Source organism: Donghicola sp. XS_ASV15 (assembly GCF_041224595.1).
Classification (GTDB): domain Bacteria; phylum Pseudomonadota; class Alphaproteobacteria; order Rhodobacterales; family Rhodobacteraceae; genus Donghicola.
Window position 1 is genome coordinate 119,882 of record NZ_JBGFGN010000162.1, and the last position, 17,404, is coordinate 137,285.

17 protein-coding genes are annotated in these 17,404 nt (G+C 59.3%); 4 read left to right on the forward strand and 13 right to left on the reverse strand.

Annotated elements, in window-relative coordinates; genetic code table 11:
* Window positions 1-6: 6 nt before the first annotated feature.
* Window positions 7-1,974 carry a methylmalonyl-CoA mutase family protein gene (locus AB9K37_RS17005; protein WP_369840954.1) on the reverse strand — a complete coding sequence of 656 codons (1,968 nt, stop codon included), beginning with the start codon at window positions 1,972-1,974 and terminating at the stop codon, window positions 7-9.
* Window positions 1,975-2,255: 281 nt separating this feature from the next.
* On the opposite strand from AB9K37_RS17005, the gene ccrA reads away from it, so the two are divergent.
* From ccrA to AB9K37_RS17020, 3 genes are all read left to right on the forward strand, one after another.
* On the forward strand, window positions 2,256-3,539 hold the full coding sequence (ccrA, locus tag AB9K37_RS17010; RefSeq protein WP_369840956.1) for a crotonyl-CoA carboxylase/reductase: 1,284 nt from the start codon (window positions 2,256-2,258) through the stop codon (window positions 3,537-3,539).
* 211 nt (window positions 3,540-3,750) lie between these two features.
* Window positions 3,751-4,467: an autoinducer binding domain-containing protein gene (locus AB9K37_RS17015; protein WP_369840958.1), complete on the forward strand. Its 717-nt coding sequence runs from the start codon at window positions 3,751-3,753 to the stop codon at window positions 4,465-4,467.
* 60 nt (window positions 4,468-4,527) lie between these two features.
* Window positions 4,528-6,051: an ATP-dependent RecD-like DNA helicase gene (locus AB9K37_RS17020; protein ID WP_369840960.1), complete on the forward strand. Its 1,524-nt coding sequence runs from the start codon at window positions 4,528-4,530 to the stop codon at window positions 6,049-6,051.
* A 67-nt stretch (window positions 6,052-6,118) separates the two neighbouring features.
* Here the strand turns inward: AB9K37_RS17020 and AB9K37_RS17025 are convergent, their stop codons facing one another.
* The 11 genes from AB9K37_RS17025 to trpS all read right to left on the reverse strand — a co-directional run bounded on the left by AB9K37_RS17025 (window position 6,119) and on the right by trpS (window position 16,111).
* On the reverse strand, window positions 6,119-6,886 hold the full coding sequence (locus tag AB9K37_RS17025; RefSeq protein WP_369840961.1) for a TIGR02186 family protein: 768 nt from the start codon (window positions 6,884-6,886) through the stop codon (window positions 6,119-6,121).
* Window positions 6,886-7,797: a sulfite exporter TauE/SafE family protein gene (locus tag AB9K37_RS17030; RefSeq protein WP_293712706.1), complete on the reverse strand. Its 912-nt coding sequence runs from the start codon at window positions 7,795-7,797 to the stop codon at window positions 6,886-6,888. Before AB9K37_RS17030 ends, AB9K37_RS17025 begins: the two co-directional genes overlap by 1 nt.
* Before the next feature lie 113 nt (window positions 7,798-7,910).
* Complete coding sequence (locus AB9K37_RS17035) at window positions 7,911-8,876, reverse strand: ABC transporter permease (RefSeq protein ID WP_369840963.1); 966 nt, start codon at window positions 8,874-8,876, stop codon at window positions 7,911-7,913.
* 2 nt (window positions 8,877-8,878) lie between these two features.
* Complete coding sequence (locus AB9K37_RS17040; RefSeq protein ID WP_369840965.1) at window positions 8,879-9,970, reverse strand: ABC transporter permease; 1,092 nt, start codon at window positions 9,968-9,970, stop codon at window positions 8,879-8,881.
* On the reverse strand, window positions 9,963-11,540 hold the full coding sequence (locus AB9K37_RS17045) for an ABC transporter ATP-binding protein (protein WP_369840967.1): 1,578 nt from the start codon (window positions 11,538-11,540) through the stop codon (window positions 9,963-9,965). Before AB9K37_RS17045 ends, AB9K37_RS17040 begins: the two co-directional genes overlap by 8 nt.
* Window positions 11,541-11,580: 40 nt before the next feature.
* Entirely contained in the window at window positions 11,581-12,570 is a 990-nt protein-coding gene (locus AB9K37_RS17050; protein ID WP_369840969.1) for a BMP family protein, read from the reverse strand.
* 148 nt (window positions 12,571-12,718) lie between these two features.
* Window positions 12,719-13,096, reverse strand: a complete 378-nt coding sequence (locus AB9K37_RS17055; protein ID WP_369840971.1) for a GNAT family N-acetyltransferase — start codon at window positions 13,094-13,096, stop codon at window positions 12,719-12,721.
* Window positions 13,097-13,131: 35 nt separating this feature from the next.
* On the reverse strand, window positions 13,132-13,716 hold the full coding sequence (gene tsaB / locus AB9K37_RS17060) for a tRNA (adenosine(37)-N6)-threonylcarbamoyltransferase complex dimerization subunit type 1 TsaB (protein WP_369840973.1): 585 nt from the start codon (window positions 13,714-13,716) through the stop codon (window positions 13,132-13,134).
* A gap of 2 nt (window positions 13,717-13,718) precedes the next feature.
* Window positions 13,719-14,282, reverse strand: coding sequence for a NifU family protein (locus AB9K37_RS17065; protein WP_072707810.1), 564 nt, complete (start codon window positions 14,280-14,282; stop codon window positions 13,719-13,721).
* An 85-nt stretch (window positions 14,283-14,367) separates the two neighbouring features.
* Window positions 14,368-14,823 (reverse strand): universal stress protein, encoded by a 456-nt coding sequence (locus AB9K37_RS17070; RefSeq protein ID WP_369840975.1) that lies wholly within the window; start codon window positions 14,821-14,823, stop codon window positions 14,368-14,370.
* 259 nt (window positions 14,824-15,082) lie between these two features.
* Window positions 15,083-16,111 (reverse strand): tryptophan--tRNA ligase, encoded by a 1,029-nt coding sequence (trpS, locus tag AB9K37_RS17075; protein WP_369840977.1) that lies wholly within the window; start codon window positions 16,109-16,111, stop codon window positions 15,083-15,085.
* Between trpS and AB9K37_RS17080 the strand changes: the two genes are divergently transcribed.
* On the forward strand, window positions 16,098-16,877 hold the full coding sequence (locus AB9K37_RS17080; protein ID WP_369840978.1) for a rhomboid family intramembrane serine protease: 780 nt from the start codon (window positions 16,098-16,100) through the stop codon (window positions 16,875-16,877). The genes trpS and AB9K37_RS17080 overlap by 14 nt on opposite strands.
* On the opposite strand, the gene AB9K37_RS17085 is transcribed toward AB9K37_RS17080, so the two are convergent.
* Window positions 16,874-17,383, reverse strand: coding sequence for an HdeD family acid-resistance protein (locus tag AB9K37_RS17085; protein ID WP_369840980.1), 510 nt, complete (start codon window positions 17,381-17,383; stop codon window positions 16,874-16,876). The genes AB9K37_RS17080 and AB9K37_RS17085 overlap by 4 nt on opposite strands.
* Window positions 17,384-17,404: the final 21 nt, after the last annotated feature.

Genomic DNA, 17,404 nt, shown 5'->3' on the forward strand with positions numbered 1-17,404 from the left:
AGCCGGTTATTCAGCGGCAACCGGTGCAGGATCAACCAGCGTCACGATATCCATCATGATCCGGTTCAATTCAAAGTCCTTGGGAGTATAGACCTTGGCCACACCGAACCCGAGTAGACGCTGCGCGTCCTCGTCTGGGATGATTCCGCCGACGACCACAGGGATGTCCCCCAACCCCGCTGACCGCATTCGGTTCATCACGTCTTCCACAAGCGGGATATGGCTGCCGGACAGAATCGACAACCCGACCACATGGACGTCATCCTCTTGAGCAGCTTTCACGATCTCTTCGGGTGTCAGGCGGATGCCTTCGTACTCGATATCCATGCCGCAGTCGCGTGCACGAAACGCAATCTGCTCTGCTCCGTTCGAGTGACCGTCAAGGCCGGGCTTGCCCACGAGGAATTTCAGGCGGCGTCCCAGCTTGTCGCTGACTGCGTCCACCGCCTCGCGGATGTCGTCCAGACCCTCGGTCTTGTTCGAGATACCGCGCGCGACGCCCGTCGGACCGCGGTATTCGCCAAAAGCGGCGCGCATCTCTGCGGCCCATTCACCGGTGGTCGCGCCAGCCTTAGCGGCTTTGATTGAGGCGGGCATGACGTTGCCGCCAGCTTTGGTGGTCTCGCGCAGCTCGGCCAGAGCAGCCTGTACGGCGGCTTCGTCCCGCTCGGCGCGCCATGCGTTCAGGCGTGCGATCTGTTCCTGCTCGACGGCGGGGTCAACAACCATGATGCCGCCGTCCTCGCCCATTAGCGGGCTGGGTTCGCCCTGCTGGAACTTGTTCACGCCAACGACGATGGTCTCGTTCTTTTCGATACGGTTTAGGCGATCCGCGTTCGATTCGACCAGTCGGCCCTTCATGTATTCGATCGAGCTAACCGCACCACCCATGCCGTCCAGCTGCGCCAATTCCTGACGTGCGCCTTCTTTCAGGGCTTCGACCTTGGCATCGACTGCGGGGTTGCCGTCGAACAGGTCTTCGTATTCCAGAAGATCGGTCTCGTAGGCCAAGATCTGCTGCATACGCATCGACCACTGCTGATCCCACGGGCGGGGCAGGCCAAGCGCTTCGTTCCATGCGGGCAGCTGCACGGCGCGGGCGCGGGCCTTTTTCGACAGGGTCACGGCGAGCATCTCGATCAGGATGCGGTACACATTGTTTTCAGGCTGCTGCTCGGTCAGGCCAAGGCTGTTGACCTGCACGCCATAGCGGAAACGACGGTACTTCGCCTCTTCAACACCATAGCGCTCTAGGCAGATTTCGTCCCATAGGTCCACGAACGCGCGCATTTTGCACATCTCGGTGACAAAGCGAATCCCTGCGTTCACGAAGAAACTGATGCGGCCAACCAGCGTCGGGAAATCCTCGGCGGGGACGCGCGGGCGCAATTCGTCCAGAACGGCGGTCGCGGTGGCCAAAGCGAAGGCGAGCTCCTGCTCTGGCGTCGCACCGGCCTCTTGCAGGTGATAGGAACACACGTTCATCGGGTTCCACTTGGGCACGTTCTGGTAGCAGTACTCGGCCACATCCGCGATCAGCTTGAGAGACGGCTTGGGCGGGCAGATATAAGTCCCGCGCGATAGGTATTCCTTGATCAGGTCGTTCTGGACAGTACCCTGCAGCTTGGAGACGTCCGCGCCCTGTTCCTCTGCCACAGCAATATAAAGAGACAGCAGCCAAGGCGCCGTCGCGTTGATGGTCATAGAGGTGTTCATCTGTTCCAGCGGGATCTGGTCGAATAGGGTGCGCATATCCCCCAGATGGCAAACGGGCACGCCAACCTTGCCAACCTCGCCTTTGGCCAGAACGTGGTCGCTGTCATAACCAGTCTGGGTGGGCAGGTCGAATGCGACCGAGAGACCGGTCTGACCCTTGGCCAGGTTACCACGATAAAGGGCGTTCGACGCGGCTGCGGTCGAGTGGCCAGCATAGGTGCGGATCAGCCAGGGGCGGTCTTTCTGAGTCTCGGTCATCGGTGCCTCGCAATGAATACAGTTCAGCAATTTTCTTGCGTTCGTGTCTTAGTACTTGGAATTATATGGCGCTGTCAATTCGCCGCGATGCGGCGCAAACCCCTATTTTTCAAGATGCTCGCGCAGCATTCGACTTTCGTCGCGACATAAAATTTCAAAATGACGCGTGAAAACTGTTGCGATGTTGCGTGGCCGATTATATCCATGCTGCAGAGGCAGCGCGATTCTGCGCCGCAGAAGAGAGTTACCCCCGAAACATTCGGGAGCATGGAGGCACAACGATGGCACTTGATACAAACACTGGGATTGCCCCCTACGATGCGCCGGAAAAGGAACTGTACGAAGTGGGCGAAATGCCGCCCCTCGGATACGTTCCCCCGAAAATGTATGCGTGGGCGATCCGCCGCGAGCGTCACGGCGAACCGGAAACTTCGTTCCAGAAAGAGGTCGTAGACACTTGGCAAATCGACAGCCACGAAGTGCTGGTCCTCGTGATGGCTGCCGGTGTTAACTATAACGGCGTCTGGGCCGGTCTCGGTCAACCGATCTCGCCCTTTGACGTTCACAAGCAAGACTACCACATCGCAGGCTCGGATGCCTCGGGGATTGTGTGGGCCGTTGGCGATAAAGTGAAAAACTGGAAGGTGGGTGATGAAGTTGTCATCCATTGTAACCAAGACGATGGCGACGACGAAGAGTGCAACGGCGGCGATCCGATGTTCTCTCCGACTCAGCGTATCTGGGGCTACGAAACCGGTGACGGTTCGTTCGCTCAGTTCACACGCGTTCAGGCCCAGCAGCTGATGCCCCGTCCCAAGCACCTGACTTGGGAAGAGAGCGCCTGTTACACCCTGACTCTGGCGACCGCATACCGGATGTTGTTCGGCCACCATCCCCACGAGCTGAAGCCCGGCCAGAACGTTCTGGTTTGGGGTGCGTCGGGCGGTCTGGGTTCGTACGCTATCCAGTTGGCGAATACCGCAGGTGCAAACGCGATCGGCGTTATCTCGGACGAGAGCAAGCGTCAGTTCGTTCTGGATCAGGGTGCCAAAGGCGTCATCAACCGCAAGGAATTTGACTGCTGGGGTCAGCTGCCCACCGTGAACTCGCCCGAGTACAATGCGTGGCTGAAAGAGGCGCGCAAGTTCGGCAAGGCGATCTGGGACATCACCGGTAAGGGCGTGAACGTGGACATGGTCTTCGAACACCCCGGCGAGGCGACGTTCCCTGTTTCGACCCTGATCGTGAAAAAGGGCGGCATCGTTGTGATCTGCGCCGGTACCTCTGGCTTCAACACCACGTTTGATGTGCGCTACATGTGGATGCACCAGAAGCGTCTGCAGGGCTCGCACTTTGCGAACCTGAAACAGGCTGCCTCGGCGAACCGTCTGATGTGCGAGCGTCGTCTGGACCCCTGCATGTCCGAAGTGTTCGAGTGGGAGCAAATCCCGCAGGCGCACACCAAAATGCTGCGCAACGAGCACAAGCCCGGCAACATGGCCGTACTGGTTCAGGCTCCGAAAACCGGTCTGCGCACCTTTGAAGAGGCGCTTGAAGCGCGTTAAGCGCGAAAAACCAGAAGCCGCTTAAATCAAGCCGCGTGTCCCGCTGGGATGCGCGGCTTTCTGATTGCGGAGCAAATAAAAGACATGTTAGCAGAAATTAAAGCCTTGAAGTTGTTTGTTCTTCACCGCAATCTGATTTCGTTTGTTTAAGTCTGTTTTGCGGCTCGGATGAAATCGCCGACCGCCTCCTTTTTTATCAGGAGCCTAATTTGTGCTAGATAATTCTCTTGCACCTTTGCTCGATCGAATTCGCGCGATCCCAGATGAAACCGCGGTGAATGCGTTCGTGAAGAGCCTTTGTGACGTTTTTGACGTAACGCAGTCTGCTTACTTCTTGATGCAGCCCGATGGCCACACGCGGGTTTATGGGACCTTTCCTCAGGAATGGATCGAAGGCTTCTTCGCGAATGGTCTGGACCGCCACGACCCTATCGTATTGGCCTGTTTTAACAGATATCTGCCGATAGATTGGCAGGATCTGGATTGGTCCAGTCGCCAAGCTCAGATGATCTACCAGTTTGCGCTGGAACACGGTCTCGGCCCCAATGGCTACACGGTTCCGATCCGCGGCCCCCGAGGACAATACGCGGCTCTTAGTCTGTGTGCTGGGGGCAGCGCTGCAGACTGGCGTGAAAAATGGGAAGGGGAGATGAGCAACTTGATGACCATCTGCCAGTTCCTGAATGCCCGGATCCTCGAGATTGATCCGACCCTCTGTTCCGAACCGCGAAAAGCCTTGTCGCCTCGCGAGGTTGACGCGATGTCGTTCCTCGCCAGAGGGATGAGCCGCGCTCAGATCGCAGTGAAACTCGATATCTCGGAGCACACCCTGCGGGCCTATATTGAGTCCGCACGCCGTAAACTGGACGCGACCAACACGACGCATGCCGTGGCCAAGGCGATCGCCCACGGTTTCATTCTGGTCTAGGCGCGGACCAAGGCGTTTTGTCAGTTCCGTTGCGCCGCGCCCCTGTGTAGTGTCCGCGCCATGAGCGTTCCCAGCATTACTTTCTCCGAAGACCAGGCCGAGGCCCACGACCGTATCACGCAGATGTTGCGGGGTGTTGGCGTGGATATGGACGAAGGCATCCTAACCCCCTTGATCGAGGAAAAGCAGTCCATTCTGGGTGTGACGGGCAAAGCGGGATCGGGGAAAACCATGCTGTTGGCATCGGTGGTGAAGGCCCTGGAGGATACTGGGGTTGAGATCGTCTCTGGCGACTACGAAGGCCGTAAGAAAAAGGAACGCCGGACGCTTGCGATCCTTGCGCCAACGAACAAAGCTGCCAGCGTTCTGCGTATGCGGGGGGTGCCTGCGACCACGATCCATCGCATTCTCTATAGCCCCGTTTATGATCCCGAATTTGAACGCGTGGCCGAATGGCTGGCGGGCAATGCCGAGCGGCCAGAGATCGAAGCGCTGACTGACGAAGCACTCGAGCGCGCCAAGGCGAGCTACGAGCTGCACAAATCTGTGCCGGGGGCCTTGGCGGCTGCTGGATTGCGGGGCTCGGACTTTATCACCGGATGGAAGCGCCGTGAGCATCCGCTGGACATCGGTCTGGTGGACGAAGCGTCGATGCTGGATGACCGGCAGTTTGACGATCTGCGCGACATCTTTCCGACGCTGATGCTGTTTGGCGATCCGGCGCAGCTCGCGCCAGTGAACCAGTCGGGCAAGATGGTGTTCGATAAGCTGCCCGAGCCTGCTGTCATGCACTTGAACCGCATTCACCGGCAGCAGAACGACAGCCCCATCTTGGACATTGCGCACGCGCTCGCCGATCCCGATCTGGGATTCGAGGATTTCGAGCGCCTGATCGAACAAAAAGCCCGCGAGGATGATCGCGTGGTCTGGGGGCAGAGGGTCGAGGTTGACCTGATGGCTCGTAGTCCGGTTCTGGTGTGGCGCAACGCGACACGTATCCGCCTGATCAATGCCTTCCGTAGTGTGTACGGCGCGCCCGAGACCGAGCTTCTGGAAGGCGAGCCGCTGATTTGCGATGGCATTGAGCTGCCTCTGAAGCACCGCAAAAAGCGCATTGATCTAGAGGCGCGTGGCCTGATCAAGGGTGCGCAGGTTGTCTATCTGGGGCCTGGCCGCAAGCCGGGTTTCTCGCGACTGCACGTTTTGGGGGCCGAGGAGCCTCAGGTCTCGGCGGCGTCGATTGTGAAAATCGAGAAGCCCGATGAAGAAGAGCCCTTTATCCCCTTTGCAGCGCGGATGGGGGCAGCGTTCTTGCACGGCGCGGCGGTGACGATCCACAAGGCTCAGGGATCGCAGTGGACAGACGTTCAGGTTTTTGCACCCGACATCTATGCCGCAGCGCGGATGGGGCGAACCGAAGCGGGGCAACCCCTGTGGAAGCGGTTGGCCTATGTGGCCGTAACACGCGCGTCAGAGCGGCTTTATTGGGTTGTGCGCCCGCGTTTGTCCAAGCCAAGTGGACCACTCAGCGTCGCGGATTTGGGCGGTACGCCCGCGCCCTTGCAGATGGACTTTACGGAGTAATAGGGGCGCTGCCCCTCTCTTGCGCGCTGCGCAATTCACACCCCGGAGTATTTTCAGCAAAAAGAAGTCAGCGGCGGATCAACTGGAAAAAGGTGGATGCACCCCAGCCCGCGGCAACCGCAAGAGCGAGGCTGAGTAGGCCGTAAAGCAGGGGCTGCTGGCGGGACAAGGTGAATAGCCAGCGTTCCAAGCCGACTTTGCGGACAAGGATTGGAGCCTCTTCGTGGGTCAGGACGGCGCCATCGCGGGTGACGAAAATACGGGTGGTGTATTCACCTTCGGTCAGGTTCGCGGGCAGTGTAATCCGCGTGTCGAACAAGGTGCTTTCCCGGAGTTCGGCAGAGTCCTCGTTGATCAGGTAAGAGCCATTGCGTTCGCGGATACGGATCAGCGCGTCGGTAAAGCTACCTGCGTCTTCTATCCCTTGCGGGGCGCCAACAGATCGGATGGCGCGGGGGATCGATATTTTGTGCCGCAGATCTTCGGTCTCGGACAGGATGTCAGGCAAAGGTCCCGTGGTGGCAACGGCGTAGAAACTTGGGGCACGGTCGATTTCAACGGAGTCGGTGTTCATCCAGATTCCGGCTACACGCTCTTTGCGCCAAACTGTTGTGGGGCCAGAGGGACCGGCAACAGTGATGATGACGTGCAGGGGCTCTTCTTCGGGATCGACAGCGCTGAGGTCGCGTTTGATCGCACCGTAGATCAGGATGTCGGAGCCATCAAACCGGGTGGTGATCCGCACCTCTTCTTGGCTCAGGCCAAGTACCAGTTCTTCGGCCTGCAAGGGGAGGGCGAGGAGGCAAAATGCGATGAGGGAAGCTAGAAGTCGCATCACGACGTCCCAATCGAATATAGGTCGGACGGAGTCAGCAACAGATCAAGCCCCAGCTTGCCGCAGACCAGCAGCACGAGCGCGGCGAGCGCGATGCGCAGCTGCTCCGCCTTGAGCTTTGCGCCGATCTGCGTGCCGAATTGCGCACCAATGACGCCGCCCACCAGCAAGAGCAGGGCGAGTACTATATCGACGGTGTAGTTGGTCGTGGCGTGTAGCAAAGTGGTAAATGCGGTCACAAAGATGATCTGGAACAGCGAGGTGCCGATCACCACCTTGGTGGGCATGCCGAGGATATAGATCATCGCGGGGACCATGATAAAGCCGCCGCCCACGCCCATGATCGCGGACAGGATGCCAACCGACAGTCCGACGAGAAAAGGCGGAATGGCCGAGATATAGAGTCCCGATGCACGAAACCGCATCTTGAGCGGCAGTGTTTGCGCGATGCCGCGGCCACGCTTTTTGCTCTTGGTCGGGCCTTGGCGTTTGGATTTGCGCAGAGCGTTCAAGCTCTCGATCATCATCAGGCCACCGACGATGCCGAGAAAAACCACGTAAAAGAGGTTCACCAACAGGTCCACTTGCCCAAGCTGTTTGAGCAAGGTGAACACGTATACCCCGAGCGCCGAGCCAACGAGGCCGCCTGCCATGAGGACCGAGCCCATCTTGAAATCAACGGTCTTGCGTTTGAGGTGCGCCATCAACGCCGAAAAGGACGAAGCGACAATCTGGTTCGCGCCCGTGGCCACGGCGACGGCGGGTGGAACGCCGATAAAGAATAGGAGTGGCGTGATCAGAAAGCCGCCACCAACACCAAACATGCCGGATAAAAGCCCCACGATTCCCCCAAGCCCAAGCAGGAGGAACGCGTTGACTGAAACTTCGGCAATCGGGAGGTAGATCTGCATGAGTCACCGTAGCGTGTGTCCTGTGCAGAGCACAAGAAAATCGCAACGCGCCCAATAGCTTCGTGTCGGACGTGTTGCACTGCAGAAACGGGGCCGCGTGGGCCCCGTTCATCTTAACGCTCTTTGACGTAGGGCGCGCCGCCTGCGCGGGGTGGGATTGCCTTGCCCACGAACCCAGCAAGGAAGATGACCGTCAGGATGTAGGGCAGGACGTCCATCACCTGAACCGGAATGACGATGCCGCCGAGGTCAAGGTTCTGGTAGCGCAGCGCCACCGCTTGGAGCAGTCCGAACAGCAGACAGGCCCAGAGCGCATTCCAAGGGCGCCACTTGGCAAAGATCAGTGCCGCCAAAGCGATAAAGCCACGGCCCGCAGTCATATCTTTGACGAAGCCTGCTTGCAGGCCTGTTGCCAGATAAGCCCCAGCCACCCCGCAAAGCACGCCGCAGATCAAAACTGCCGCGTAGCGTAGGCGGGTTACCGAAACACCCGCTGTGTCGACCGCCGCAGGGTTTTCGCCCACAGCGCGCAGGCGCAGGCCGAAGCGGGTGCGGAAGAGAACCCACCACGTGATCGGCACCAGCGCAAACGCCATGTAGACCAGCACAGAATGGCCGGAGACCAAGTCGCCGTAGATCGGCCCGAGGAAGGGCACGCCTGACAAGGTATCGGCAAAGGGCAGGGTGATCGGCTCGAACCGCGCGCCGCCCATGAGGCTAGGGGTGCGGCCCCCCTGTTGAAACCAGCTCTGCGCCACAAGGACAGTCAGACCGGCAGCAAGGAAGTTAATCGCAACACCCGAGATCAACTGATTGCCGCGAAAGGTGATTGATGCCAGCCCGTGCACCAAAGCGAGCAGCATCGACGCGCCAATGCCTGCCAGCAGCCCCAGCCAGACAGAACCGGTCACATAAGCCACAGCAGCAGAAAGGAAGGCCGCAGCCAGCATCTTGCCCTCTAGCCCGATGTCGAACACGCCCGCACGCTCGCTGTACAAACCAGCGAGACAGGCTAACAGCAGCGGGGTTGCCAGACGGATCGTGGAGTCGAGGATCTGGATAAGTGTCAGAAAATCCATTCTCAGGCTCCTTTGCGCAGGGACAGAAAGATGCGTTCCAGCGGCATTCGGACCATGTGATCCAACGCGCCTGTGAATAGGATCACCAGCGCTTGGATCACCACGATCAATTCTCGCGGTATGCTGGTCCACAGCGCCAGTTCCGCGCCGCCCTGATACAAAAAGCCGAACAGCAATGCTGCGATCAGCACTCCGAACGGGTGATTGCGGCCCATCAGTGCCACTGCGATCCCGATGAAGCCAGCGCCTTCGACGGCGTTCAGGACCAGACGTTCCGCTTCGCCCATGACGTTGTTCACGGCCATCAATCCGGCAAGGCCACCCGAGATCAGCATCGCGATCATGGTGATTTTGACAGGGTTGATGCCTGCGTAGACTGCCGCAGGCTCCGAATGTCCAAACGCGCGGATTTCATAGCCCAGACGAGTGCGCCACAGTAGCAGCCAGACCGCGAGGCAGGCCAGAAGTGCGACTACGAATGTCACGTTAGCAGGCGCGGCTTTGGAAAATTCGATGCCGATCGGGGCCAGCAAGTCGTGCAGGGTCGGCAGGTGCGTGCCTTCGAGGAATTTGTCGGTGGCGGGGTCCATAGAGCCAACCGGCCTCAGCAGGTTCACCAGCAAGTAGTTCAGCAGGCCTGCTGCGATGAAGTTGAACATGATCGTCGTGATCACGATGTGGCTGCCGCGTTTGGCCTGTAGGTAGGCTGGGATCAGAGCCCACGCCGCGCCAAAAAGTGCCGCGCCGATTGCGGCAACGGGCAGGGCGAGCAGCCAGTGGGGCAGGGGCAGATACAAACACGCCAGCGCCACGCCGAGGCCGCCAAGCATCGCCTGACCCTCGCCACCGATGTTGAACAGGCGCGCGTGGTAGGCCACCGCAACCGCCAGACCGGTAAAGATAAAGTTGGTGGTGTAGTATAGGGTGTACCCCCAGCCATAGGTCGAGCCCAAGGCGCCAGACACCATCATCTTGACTGCGGCCCAGGGGTTTTCACCGATGGCCAAAATGACCAGCGCGGATAGGCCCGCCGCCAGCAAAAGAGAAATGAGCGGGATCAGGAAAACATCCGCCCAACGGGGCATCTTATCCATGTTGGGACGCCTCTTGGCTAACGGGGTCACGGGTGTCGGTGATACCGGCCATCATCAGACCCAATTCTTTTTCATCAGTGGTTGCGGGATCGCGGAAGCCCATGATCTGTCCGTCGAACATCACCGCAATCCGGTCGGACAGGGCAAAAATCTCGTCCAGCTCGACAGAGACCAGCAGAATTGCTTTGCCTTGGTCGCGCAGAGCGATGATCTGTTCATGGATGAATTCGATCGCGCCGATGTCCACGCCGCGGGTGGGTTGGCCGATCAGCAGCAGGTCAGGATTTCGCTCGATCTCGCGGGCGACCACGATCTTTTGCTGGTTGCCACCAGAAAAGCTCTTGGCCGAGAGCCAGCAATCAGGCGGACGCACATCGAATTTGGCCATCTTTGCCTGCGTGTCCTGACGCAGGGCATCGTTGTCCATGAACAGCCCGCGCTGGTATTTTTCATCGCGGTGATAGCCGAAGGCAACGTTTTCCCATGCGTGGAAGTCCAGAATCAGACCTTCGCGGTGGCGATCCTCAGGCACGTGGGCGATGCCCAAGTGACGGCGCGCGCTGGCGTCGGCTCCTGCGCCCGACAGGGGCAGGGGCTGGCCATTCAGACGGATAGAGCCTTTGGCCTCGCGCATCCCGCCAAGGACTTCGAGAAGTTCTGACTGACCATTGCCCGCGACGCCCGCGATCCCAAGGATTTCGCCTGCACGAATGTCCAAATCGATGCCCTTCAGCCGCTGGACGCCAGAGCTATCGACCACTTGCAGGTTCTCGACCTCTAGAATCTGTGCGCCCGGCACAGCAGGAACTTTGTCGACACGCAGTAGAACTTTGCGGCCGACCATCAGTTCGGCCAGATGTTCTGGGCTGGTCTCGGTCGTTTTAACGGTGGCGGTCATCTCGCCGCGGCGCATGACGCTGACGGTGTCCGTAATCTCCATGATTTCGCGCAGCTTGTGCGTGATCAGGATGATCGTTTTGCCTTCGCGGCGCAGGTTTTCCAGAATGCGGAACAGGTGATCCGCCTCGGCGGGGGTCAGGACGCCCGTGGGCTCGTCCAAGATCAGAATTTCGGCACGGCGGTACAGCGCCTTCAGGATTTCGACGCGCTGCTGGTGGCCGACGCTCAGATCCTCGACGACCGAGTCGGGGTCCACGTTTAGCTCGTATTCTTTGGCCAAAGCGGTCAGTTCTTTGCGCGCCTTCGCCAGTGACGGACGCAGCAAAGCGCCATCTTCTGCCCCGAGGATCACATTCTCGAGGACGGTAAAATTCGGAACCAGCTTGAAGTGCTGGAACACCATGCCGATGCCCGCCGCAATAGCGGCCTGACTGTCGGTGATGTTGGTCTTGGTGCCGTTGATAAAAACTTCGCCCGAGTCCGCTTTGTAAAAGCCATAAAGGATCGACATCAGGGTCGACTTCCCCGCGCCGTTTTCCCCGATGATCCCGTGGATCGTGCCGGGCATCACACGGATCGAGATGTCCTTATTTGCTTGGACAGGGCCAAAGGATTTCGAGATACCGCGCAGCTCGATCGCCGGAGCTTTGGCAGCATCAGGGGCGGCCATGTCTGGCCGCCCCGTATGTTGGTTGGAAACCATGTGCGCCTTACTCGACCGGGCAGGTGCTGTCGGCCATGTAGTCGTGCACGACCAGCTCACCGCTTGCGATTTTTGCGGCTGCCTCGTCGACAGCGGCTTTCATTTCTGCCGTGATCAGCGCTTCGTTGTTTTCATCAATTGCATAGCCAATGCCGCCGTTCGCGATGCCCATGACCTGAATGCCGGTTTCCAGATCGGTACCCGCCGAGAATGCCTCGTAGACCGCGTTATCCACGCGCTTCAGCATCGAGGTCAGAACTTTGCCGGGGTGCATGTAGTTCTGGTTGCTGTCCACACCGATACCCAGAATGCCCTCGTCGGCTGCCGCCTGCAGAACACCAACACCGGTGCCGCCTGCTGCGTGGTACACAACGTCAGCGCCCTGCGAAATCTGGGCTTTGGTCAGCTCTGCGCCTTTCACAGGGTCACCCCACGCGGCAGGGGTGGTGCCGGTCATGTTCTGGATGACGGTCGCATCGGGGTTCGCGGCCTTGGCACCCTGAACATAGCCACAGGCGAATTTGCGGATCAGCGGGATGTCCATGCCGCCGACAAAGCCAACGGTGCCGGTCTCGGACTTCATCGCCGCCAGCATGCCGACCAGATACGAGCCCTCGTGCTCGTTAAATACGACCGAGCGCACGTTCGGCTTGTCGGTCACCATGTCGATGATTGCGAATTTGGTGTCGGGGTAGTCGTCCGCCACTTCGTCCAGCGCGCTGCCAAAGGCAAAACCAGCCATAACGATCGGGTTTGCCCCAGCCTCGGCAAAGCGGCGCAGGGCCTGCTCACGCTGGGCTTCGGACTGAAGCTCGATCTCGCGGTAGGTTTCGCCGGTTTCTTCGGCCCACTTCTGCGCGCCAGTGTGCGCAGCCTCGTTAAAGCTTTTGTCAAACTTGCCGCCAAGATCATAGATCAGCGCGGGTTCGGCTGCGGCGGCGCCTGCGGTCAGGGCCAGCGCGGCAGCGGCGCCAAAAAATTTGTGCATCATGGTCATGATAGTCTCCTGTTGGACGAGGTGCTGCCCTACAGCTTGGCGCACCTTTCGGCTGCGGACTCGTCTGGTCCGGCTCTGCCCAATTTAGTGCCGACCCATCCAGAAGGGTCAATAGAATTTTTGATTGTTTGGTCAGTTGACCCTGCGTTCACTCGGCGAGTGACCGCGACATCACCAATGCGTCGACCACGCGGCCGTCCTGTAAATGGTAATAGGCCTTGCGTTTGCCCGCCTCTTGCCAGCCCGCGCGTTGATAAAGCGCTGTCGCGGCGCTGTTCTCGACGGACACTTCGAGAAAGGCTGTCGCCGCGCCAAGCCGCTGCGCTTTTTCGTGAAATGCTGCGAGTGCGCGCATCCCTAAGCCCCGCTTTCGATGGGCGGGATCGGTCACGATGGTCAGAAGCTCGGCTTCATCAAACATCACGCGGCCCAAGGCGAAGCTCTTGGCCTCTCCAACAACGAAAACGCCTGTCTGCCCCAAGAGGTCAGCGAAATCTTTGCCGCTCCATGCCTTGGTCTCGGTCATGGCGCGTCCGTGGGTGGTGGCGAGCGCGTCCGGGGTCACGGCAGGATGACAGGCGGCGCGTCCTTGGCAGGGGCCGCATCAGCTGCGCGTAGGTAGAGCGGCGCAGGCGCCTCTGTCTCGAATGCCGCGCGGGTCAGGGCGACCCTTGCAATCCGTTCCGCCAGTTCCGCAGGGGCAGGGGGCAAGAGCGCTGGTGTCTCTACGTCATCGCCGGCGGCCCGCATCAACGGCGCCTCGGGCGCGCAGCCATACCCTTGCTCGTAGATCTGGTCGCGCGGGGCAGGGACGTGAACTCGGACAGGGCGCGGGGCATCCAAAGCTGTCGCGTCCAGCGTCGATACGCCCACTGCCGGAATGCCCAAGGCCATGGCCATTCCGCGAGCCGCTGAAACAGAAATTCGGATACCGGTGAAGTTGCCAGGCCCGATGCCCACGCCGATCACGCCGAGGTCCGACCAAGCGCACCCGCCCTCTGACAAAACCTCTTCAATCAAGGGCACCAAGTGCTCTGCCTGACCGCGCGACATCTCTATGGCACGGGCGGCGACCAACTCGTCCCCGTTCAGCAAAGCGGCCGCGCAATGCGCGGCCGATGTATCAAATGCCAGAGTCCAGACCATCGTTATACAGCGACGGGACGGACTTCGGTCACTTCGGGAATGTAGTGGCGCAGCAGGTTCTCGATCCCCATTTTCAGGGTCAGAGTGCTGCTGGGGCAGCCGGCGCAGGCGCCTTGCATGTGCAGATAGACGACGCCGCGGTCAAACCCGTGGAAAGTGATGTCGCCACCATCCTGAGCCACAGCGGGACGCACGCGGGTGTCCAACAGCTCTTTGATCTGGGTGACGATTTCGCCGTCCTCACCGGTGTGCTCCGCGTGACCGGACGATGCAGTCTCTCCTTCGTCCATCACAGGGGCGCCAGACTGGAAGTGCTCCATGATCGCACCCAGCAGGTTGGGCTTGATATGGTCCCATTCGACATCGTCAGACTTGGTTACAGTGACAAAGTCGTTGCCCAAAAATACGCCCGAAACGCCCGAAACGGCGAACAAACGGGTGGCCAGAGGCGATTTGGCTGCAGTGTCCGCGCTCGGAAAATCTGCAGTGCCAACTTCCAAAACCGCCTGCCCGGGCAGGAATTTCAACGTCGCCGGGTTCGGGGTCGATTCAGTCTGGATGAACATCAGGGGGCCTCCGGTTAACTCAGCAATGGATATGCGGGCGCACCGCCCGACTGTCAAGGTTTAGAAATATTCTAAATGGCGCAGATCAGGTGATCGCTTCAAGCCGGTCTTTGCTCATGTCACCGGGCACGATGGTGAACGGAATGGGCAATTCCCCTGCAGAACGGGTCAATTGCGTGACCAGAGGGCCTGGTCCGCCTTTGCCAGATCCTGCACCCAGCACAAGAACACCGATTTCTTCGTCCTCACGCACATGGGCCAGAATCTCGGGCACGGCCTCGCCTTCTCGGATCACAAGCTCTGGGTCGACATCCTGTTTGTCCCGCATCCATTTGGCGAAAACCTCGTAATGCGCCTGAATACGCTCGCGCGTTTCTTCGCGCATGATGTCGCCGACACCGATCCAGTGATTGAATTCATCTGGTGGGATGATCGATAGAATTGTCACGCCGCCGCCCGTATGAGCTGCGCGCATCGCGGCAAAGCGCATCGCGTTCAAGCACTCGCGAGTATCATCCAACACAACAAGGAATTTGCGCATCATAGCCCTCCCGACTAAAGGGGAACTTTGCACTGCCCTGTGTTCGCTGGCAAGCGCACAGCCTCTTTCTTGGTGTAAATACCCCGTCGCACCGGATGGCCACAGGCACGCGGCCAGCATGTGCGCTCACGAAAAAAGCCTCCGCAAATCGCGGAGGCCTTCTTCATAGGAAACGTGTCGCACGCAGAAGGAAGAGGTCATAAAAATCGCCATGATTCCTAGTTCAGGATCATGACGATTTTGTTAAAGATTTCGTCGCTCAGCGGCTGGGACGCAGCAGACCGACTATGTCGTAGGTCTGTTGCAAGATGGGTTCCGCGATCTCTTTGGCGCGGTCGGCACCTTGCAGCAGAATGCGGTCGATTTCCGCAGGGTCATCCATCAATCGCTTCATCTCGGTCGAGATTGGTGCCAGCTTTTCTACCGCCAGATCGGCCAGCGCGGGCTTGAATTTGCCCCAGCCTTCGCCACCAAATTCGCCGATCACGGCCTCGTTGGTGATGTCGGCCAACGCGGCATAGATGTTCACCAGATTGCGGGCCTCGGGGCGTTCGCTCAGGCCATCCAGCGACTCTGGCAGCGGCTCGGGGTCGGTTTTGGCCTTCTTGAACTTCTTGGCAATGGTGTCCGCGTCATCGGTCATGTTGATGCGCTCCATGTCCGACTCGCCGGACTTGGACATCTTTTTCGACCCGTCGCGCAGGTTCATCACGCGCGTAGCTGGGCCTTCGATGATCGGCTCGCACATGGGGAAGAAGTTCTCTGTCTTGAAGTCGTTGTTGAACTTCGAGGCGATGTCGCGGGTCAGTTCAACATGCTGCTTTTGGTCCTCGCCCACGGGGACGTGGGTTGCGTGGTACAGCAGAATGTCCGCCGCCATCAGCGAAGGATAGGCATAGAGGCCCAAGGACACTTTCTCCGCGTTCTTGCCGGCTTTGTCCTTGAACTGTGTCATGCGGTTCATCCAGCCCATGCGCGCAACACAGTTAAAGATCCAGCCAAGCTCCGCATGCTGCGGGACCGACGCCTGATTGAACAGGATCGATTTTGTCGGGTCGATGCCCGAGGCAATGAAACCGGCGGCGACTTCGCGCGTTGCGTTTTTGAGTTCTGCGGGATCTTGCCAGACGGTGATCGCATGCAGGTCCACGACACAGTAGATTGTCTCGTAGTCCTGTCCCTGCATGTCCACAAAGCGTTTGATCGCACCGAGGTAGTTCCCCAGTGTCAAACCGCCCGAAGGTTTGATCCCCGAAAACACACGGGGGGTATGGGTGGCTGCAGTCATCGGAATTCTCCGTCTGGATTTTAAGGCCTGCATCGCTTACCCCCTGCTCAAAGGCAACGTCAAGGATCGCACCATGAACACCCCCCCGCATAATGGTCCTATTAACCCGATGCCGCCCTACATTGTGGCGCTCTTTCTTGTCCTCGTCGGTATTGAGGCTGTGCTGTCGCTCGCAGATCGGGGGATTGTCGGTGGCGCGATGGGGGTCGGCTGGCGGCTGTCCGCGCTAGAGGAATATGGGTTTTCGCCACGGGTCTTCTGGTGGATGTTCGAGAACGGGGTGTTCCCGCCAGAGCATCTGAAGCGCTTTGTCTCCTACGCTTTTGTTCACGGCAGCTTCGTCCACGCGCTGTTTGCTGGCGTCTTCGTGTTGGCTTTGGGCAAGATGGTCGGCGAGGCGTTTGGGGCCATCGCAACCTTGGCCGTTTTCTTATTCGCCACGGTGGTCGGGGCGGTGGTCTATGCCGTCTTTGTTGGCGGTGATCGCCTGCTCTTCGGGGCCTACCCTGGGGCCTACGGGTTCATCGGCGCGTTTACCTATGTGCTTTGGCTTCGGCTCGGTCAGATGGGCGAGGCGCAGGTGCGGGCGTTTTCGCTGATCGGAATGCTGCTGGGAATTCAGCTGCTGTTTGCCGTGCTGTTCAGTGGCCCCAAAGATTGGGTCGCCGACATTGGCGGTTTCGTTGCAGGCTTCTTGCTGTCCTTTGCGGTCAGCCCCGGCGGCTGGACCAAAATTCTGGACAAGTTGCGTCAACGCTCTGACTAATCCGGTGCGGTGCTCGCGATCACCAGCGCCGCGATCCCGTGAGAGAGCAGTTCTGCCCCAAGCATCAGGCCGAGTGTGACTGTCGCACTTTGCGGCAGGGTGAGCGCGATCAAAGACCCCAACGAGACGGACACCAGGCCAGACATGAGGAGAATGTGGTTCCCGGCTGGCCTGCTCAGGTATCGGCCCAAAGCGAATTTCAACGCGCCCGACAGCATGAAGATGAGCGCGACGAGCAACGTTAATGTCTGCACCCCAGCCGCAGGTGCAGCGATCAAAACCACTCCGAGCAGTAGCGACACAACCCCGAGTCCCAAGGTGCCGCGGACCACTGGACGATGCACAGATTGCGCAGCTGCGATAATTTGGATCGTCCCGATAAAGGTAAAAAGCCATCCCGCAATCAGTTCGACCGCGATAGAGACGATCATCGGAGCGGCCAGTGCGATCACTCCGGACGAACAGAATAATAGCCCCACGATACGCAGGGCGCTTTTGTTAGGCATGCCTCATCTCCCACCACTCGG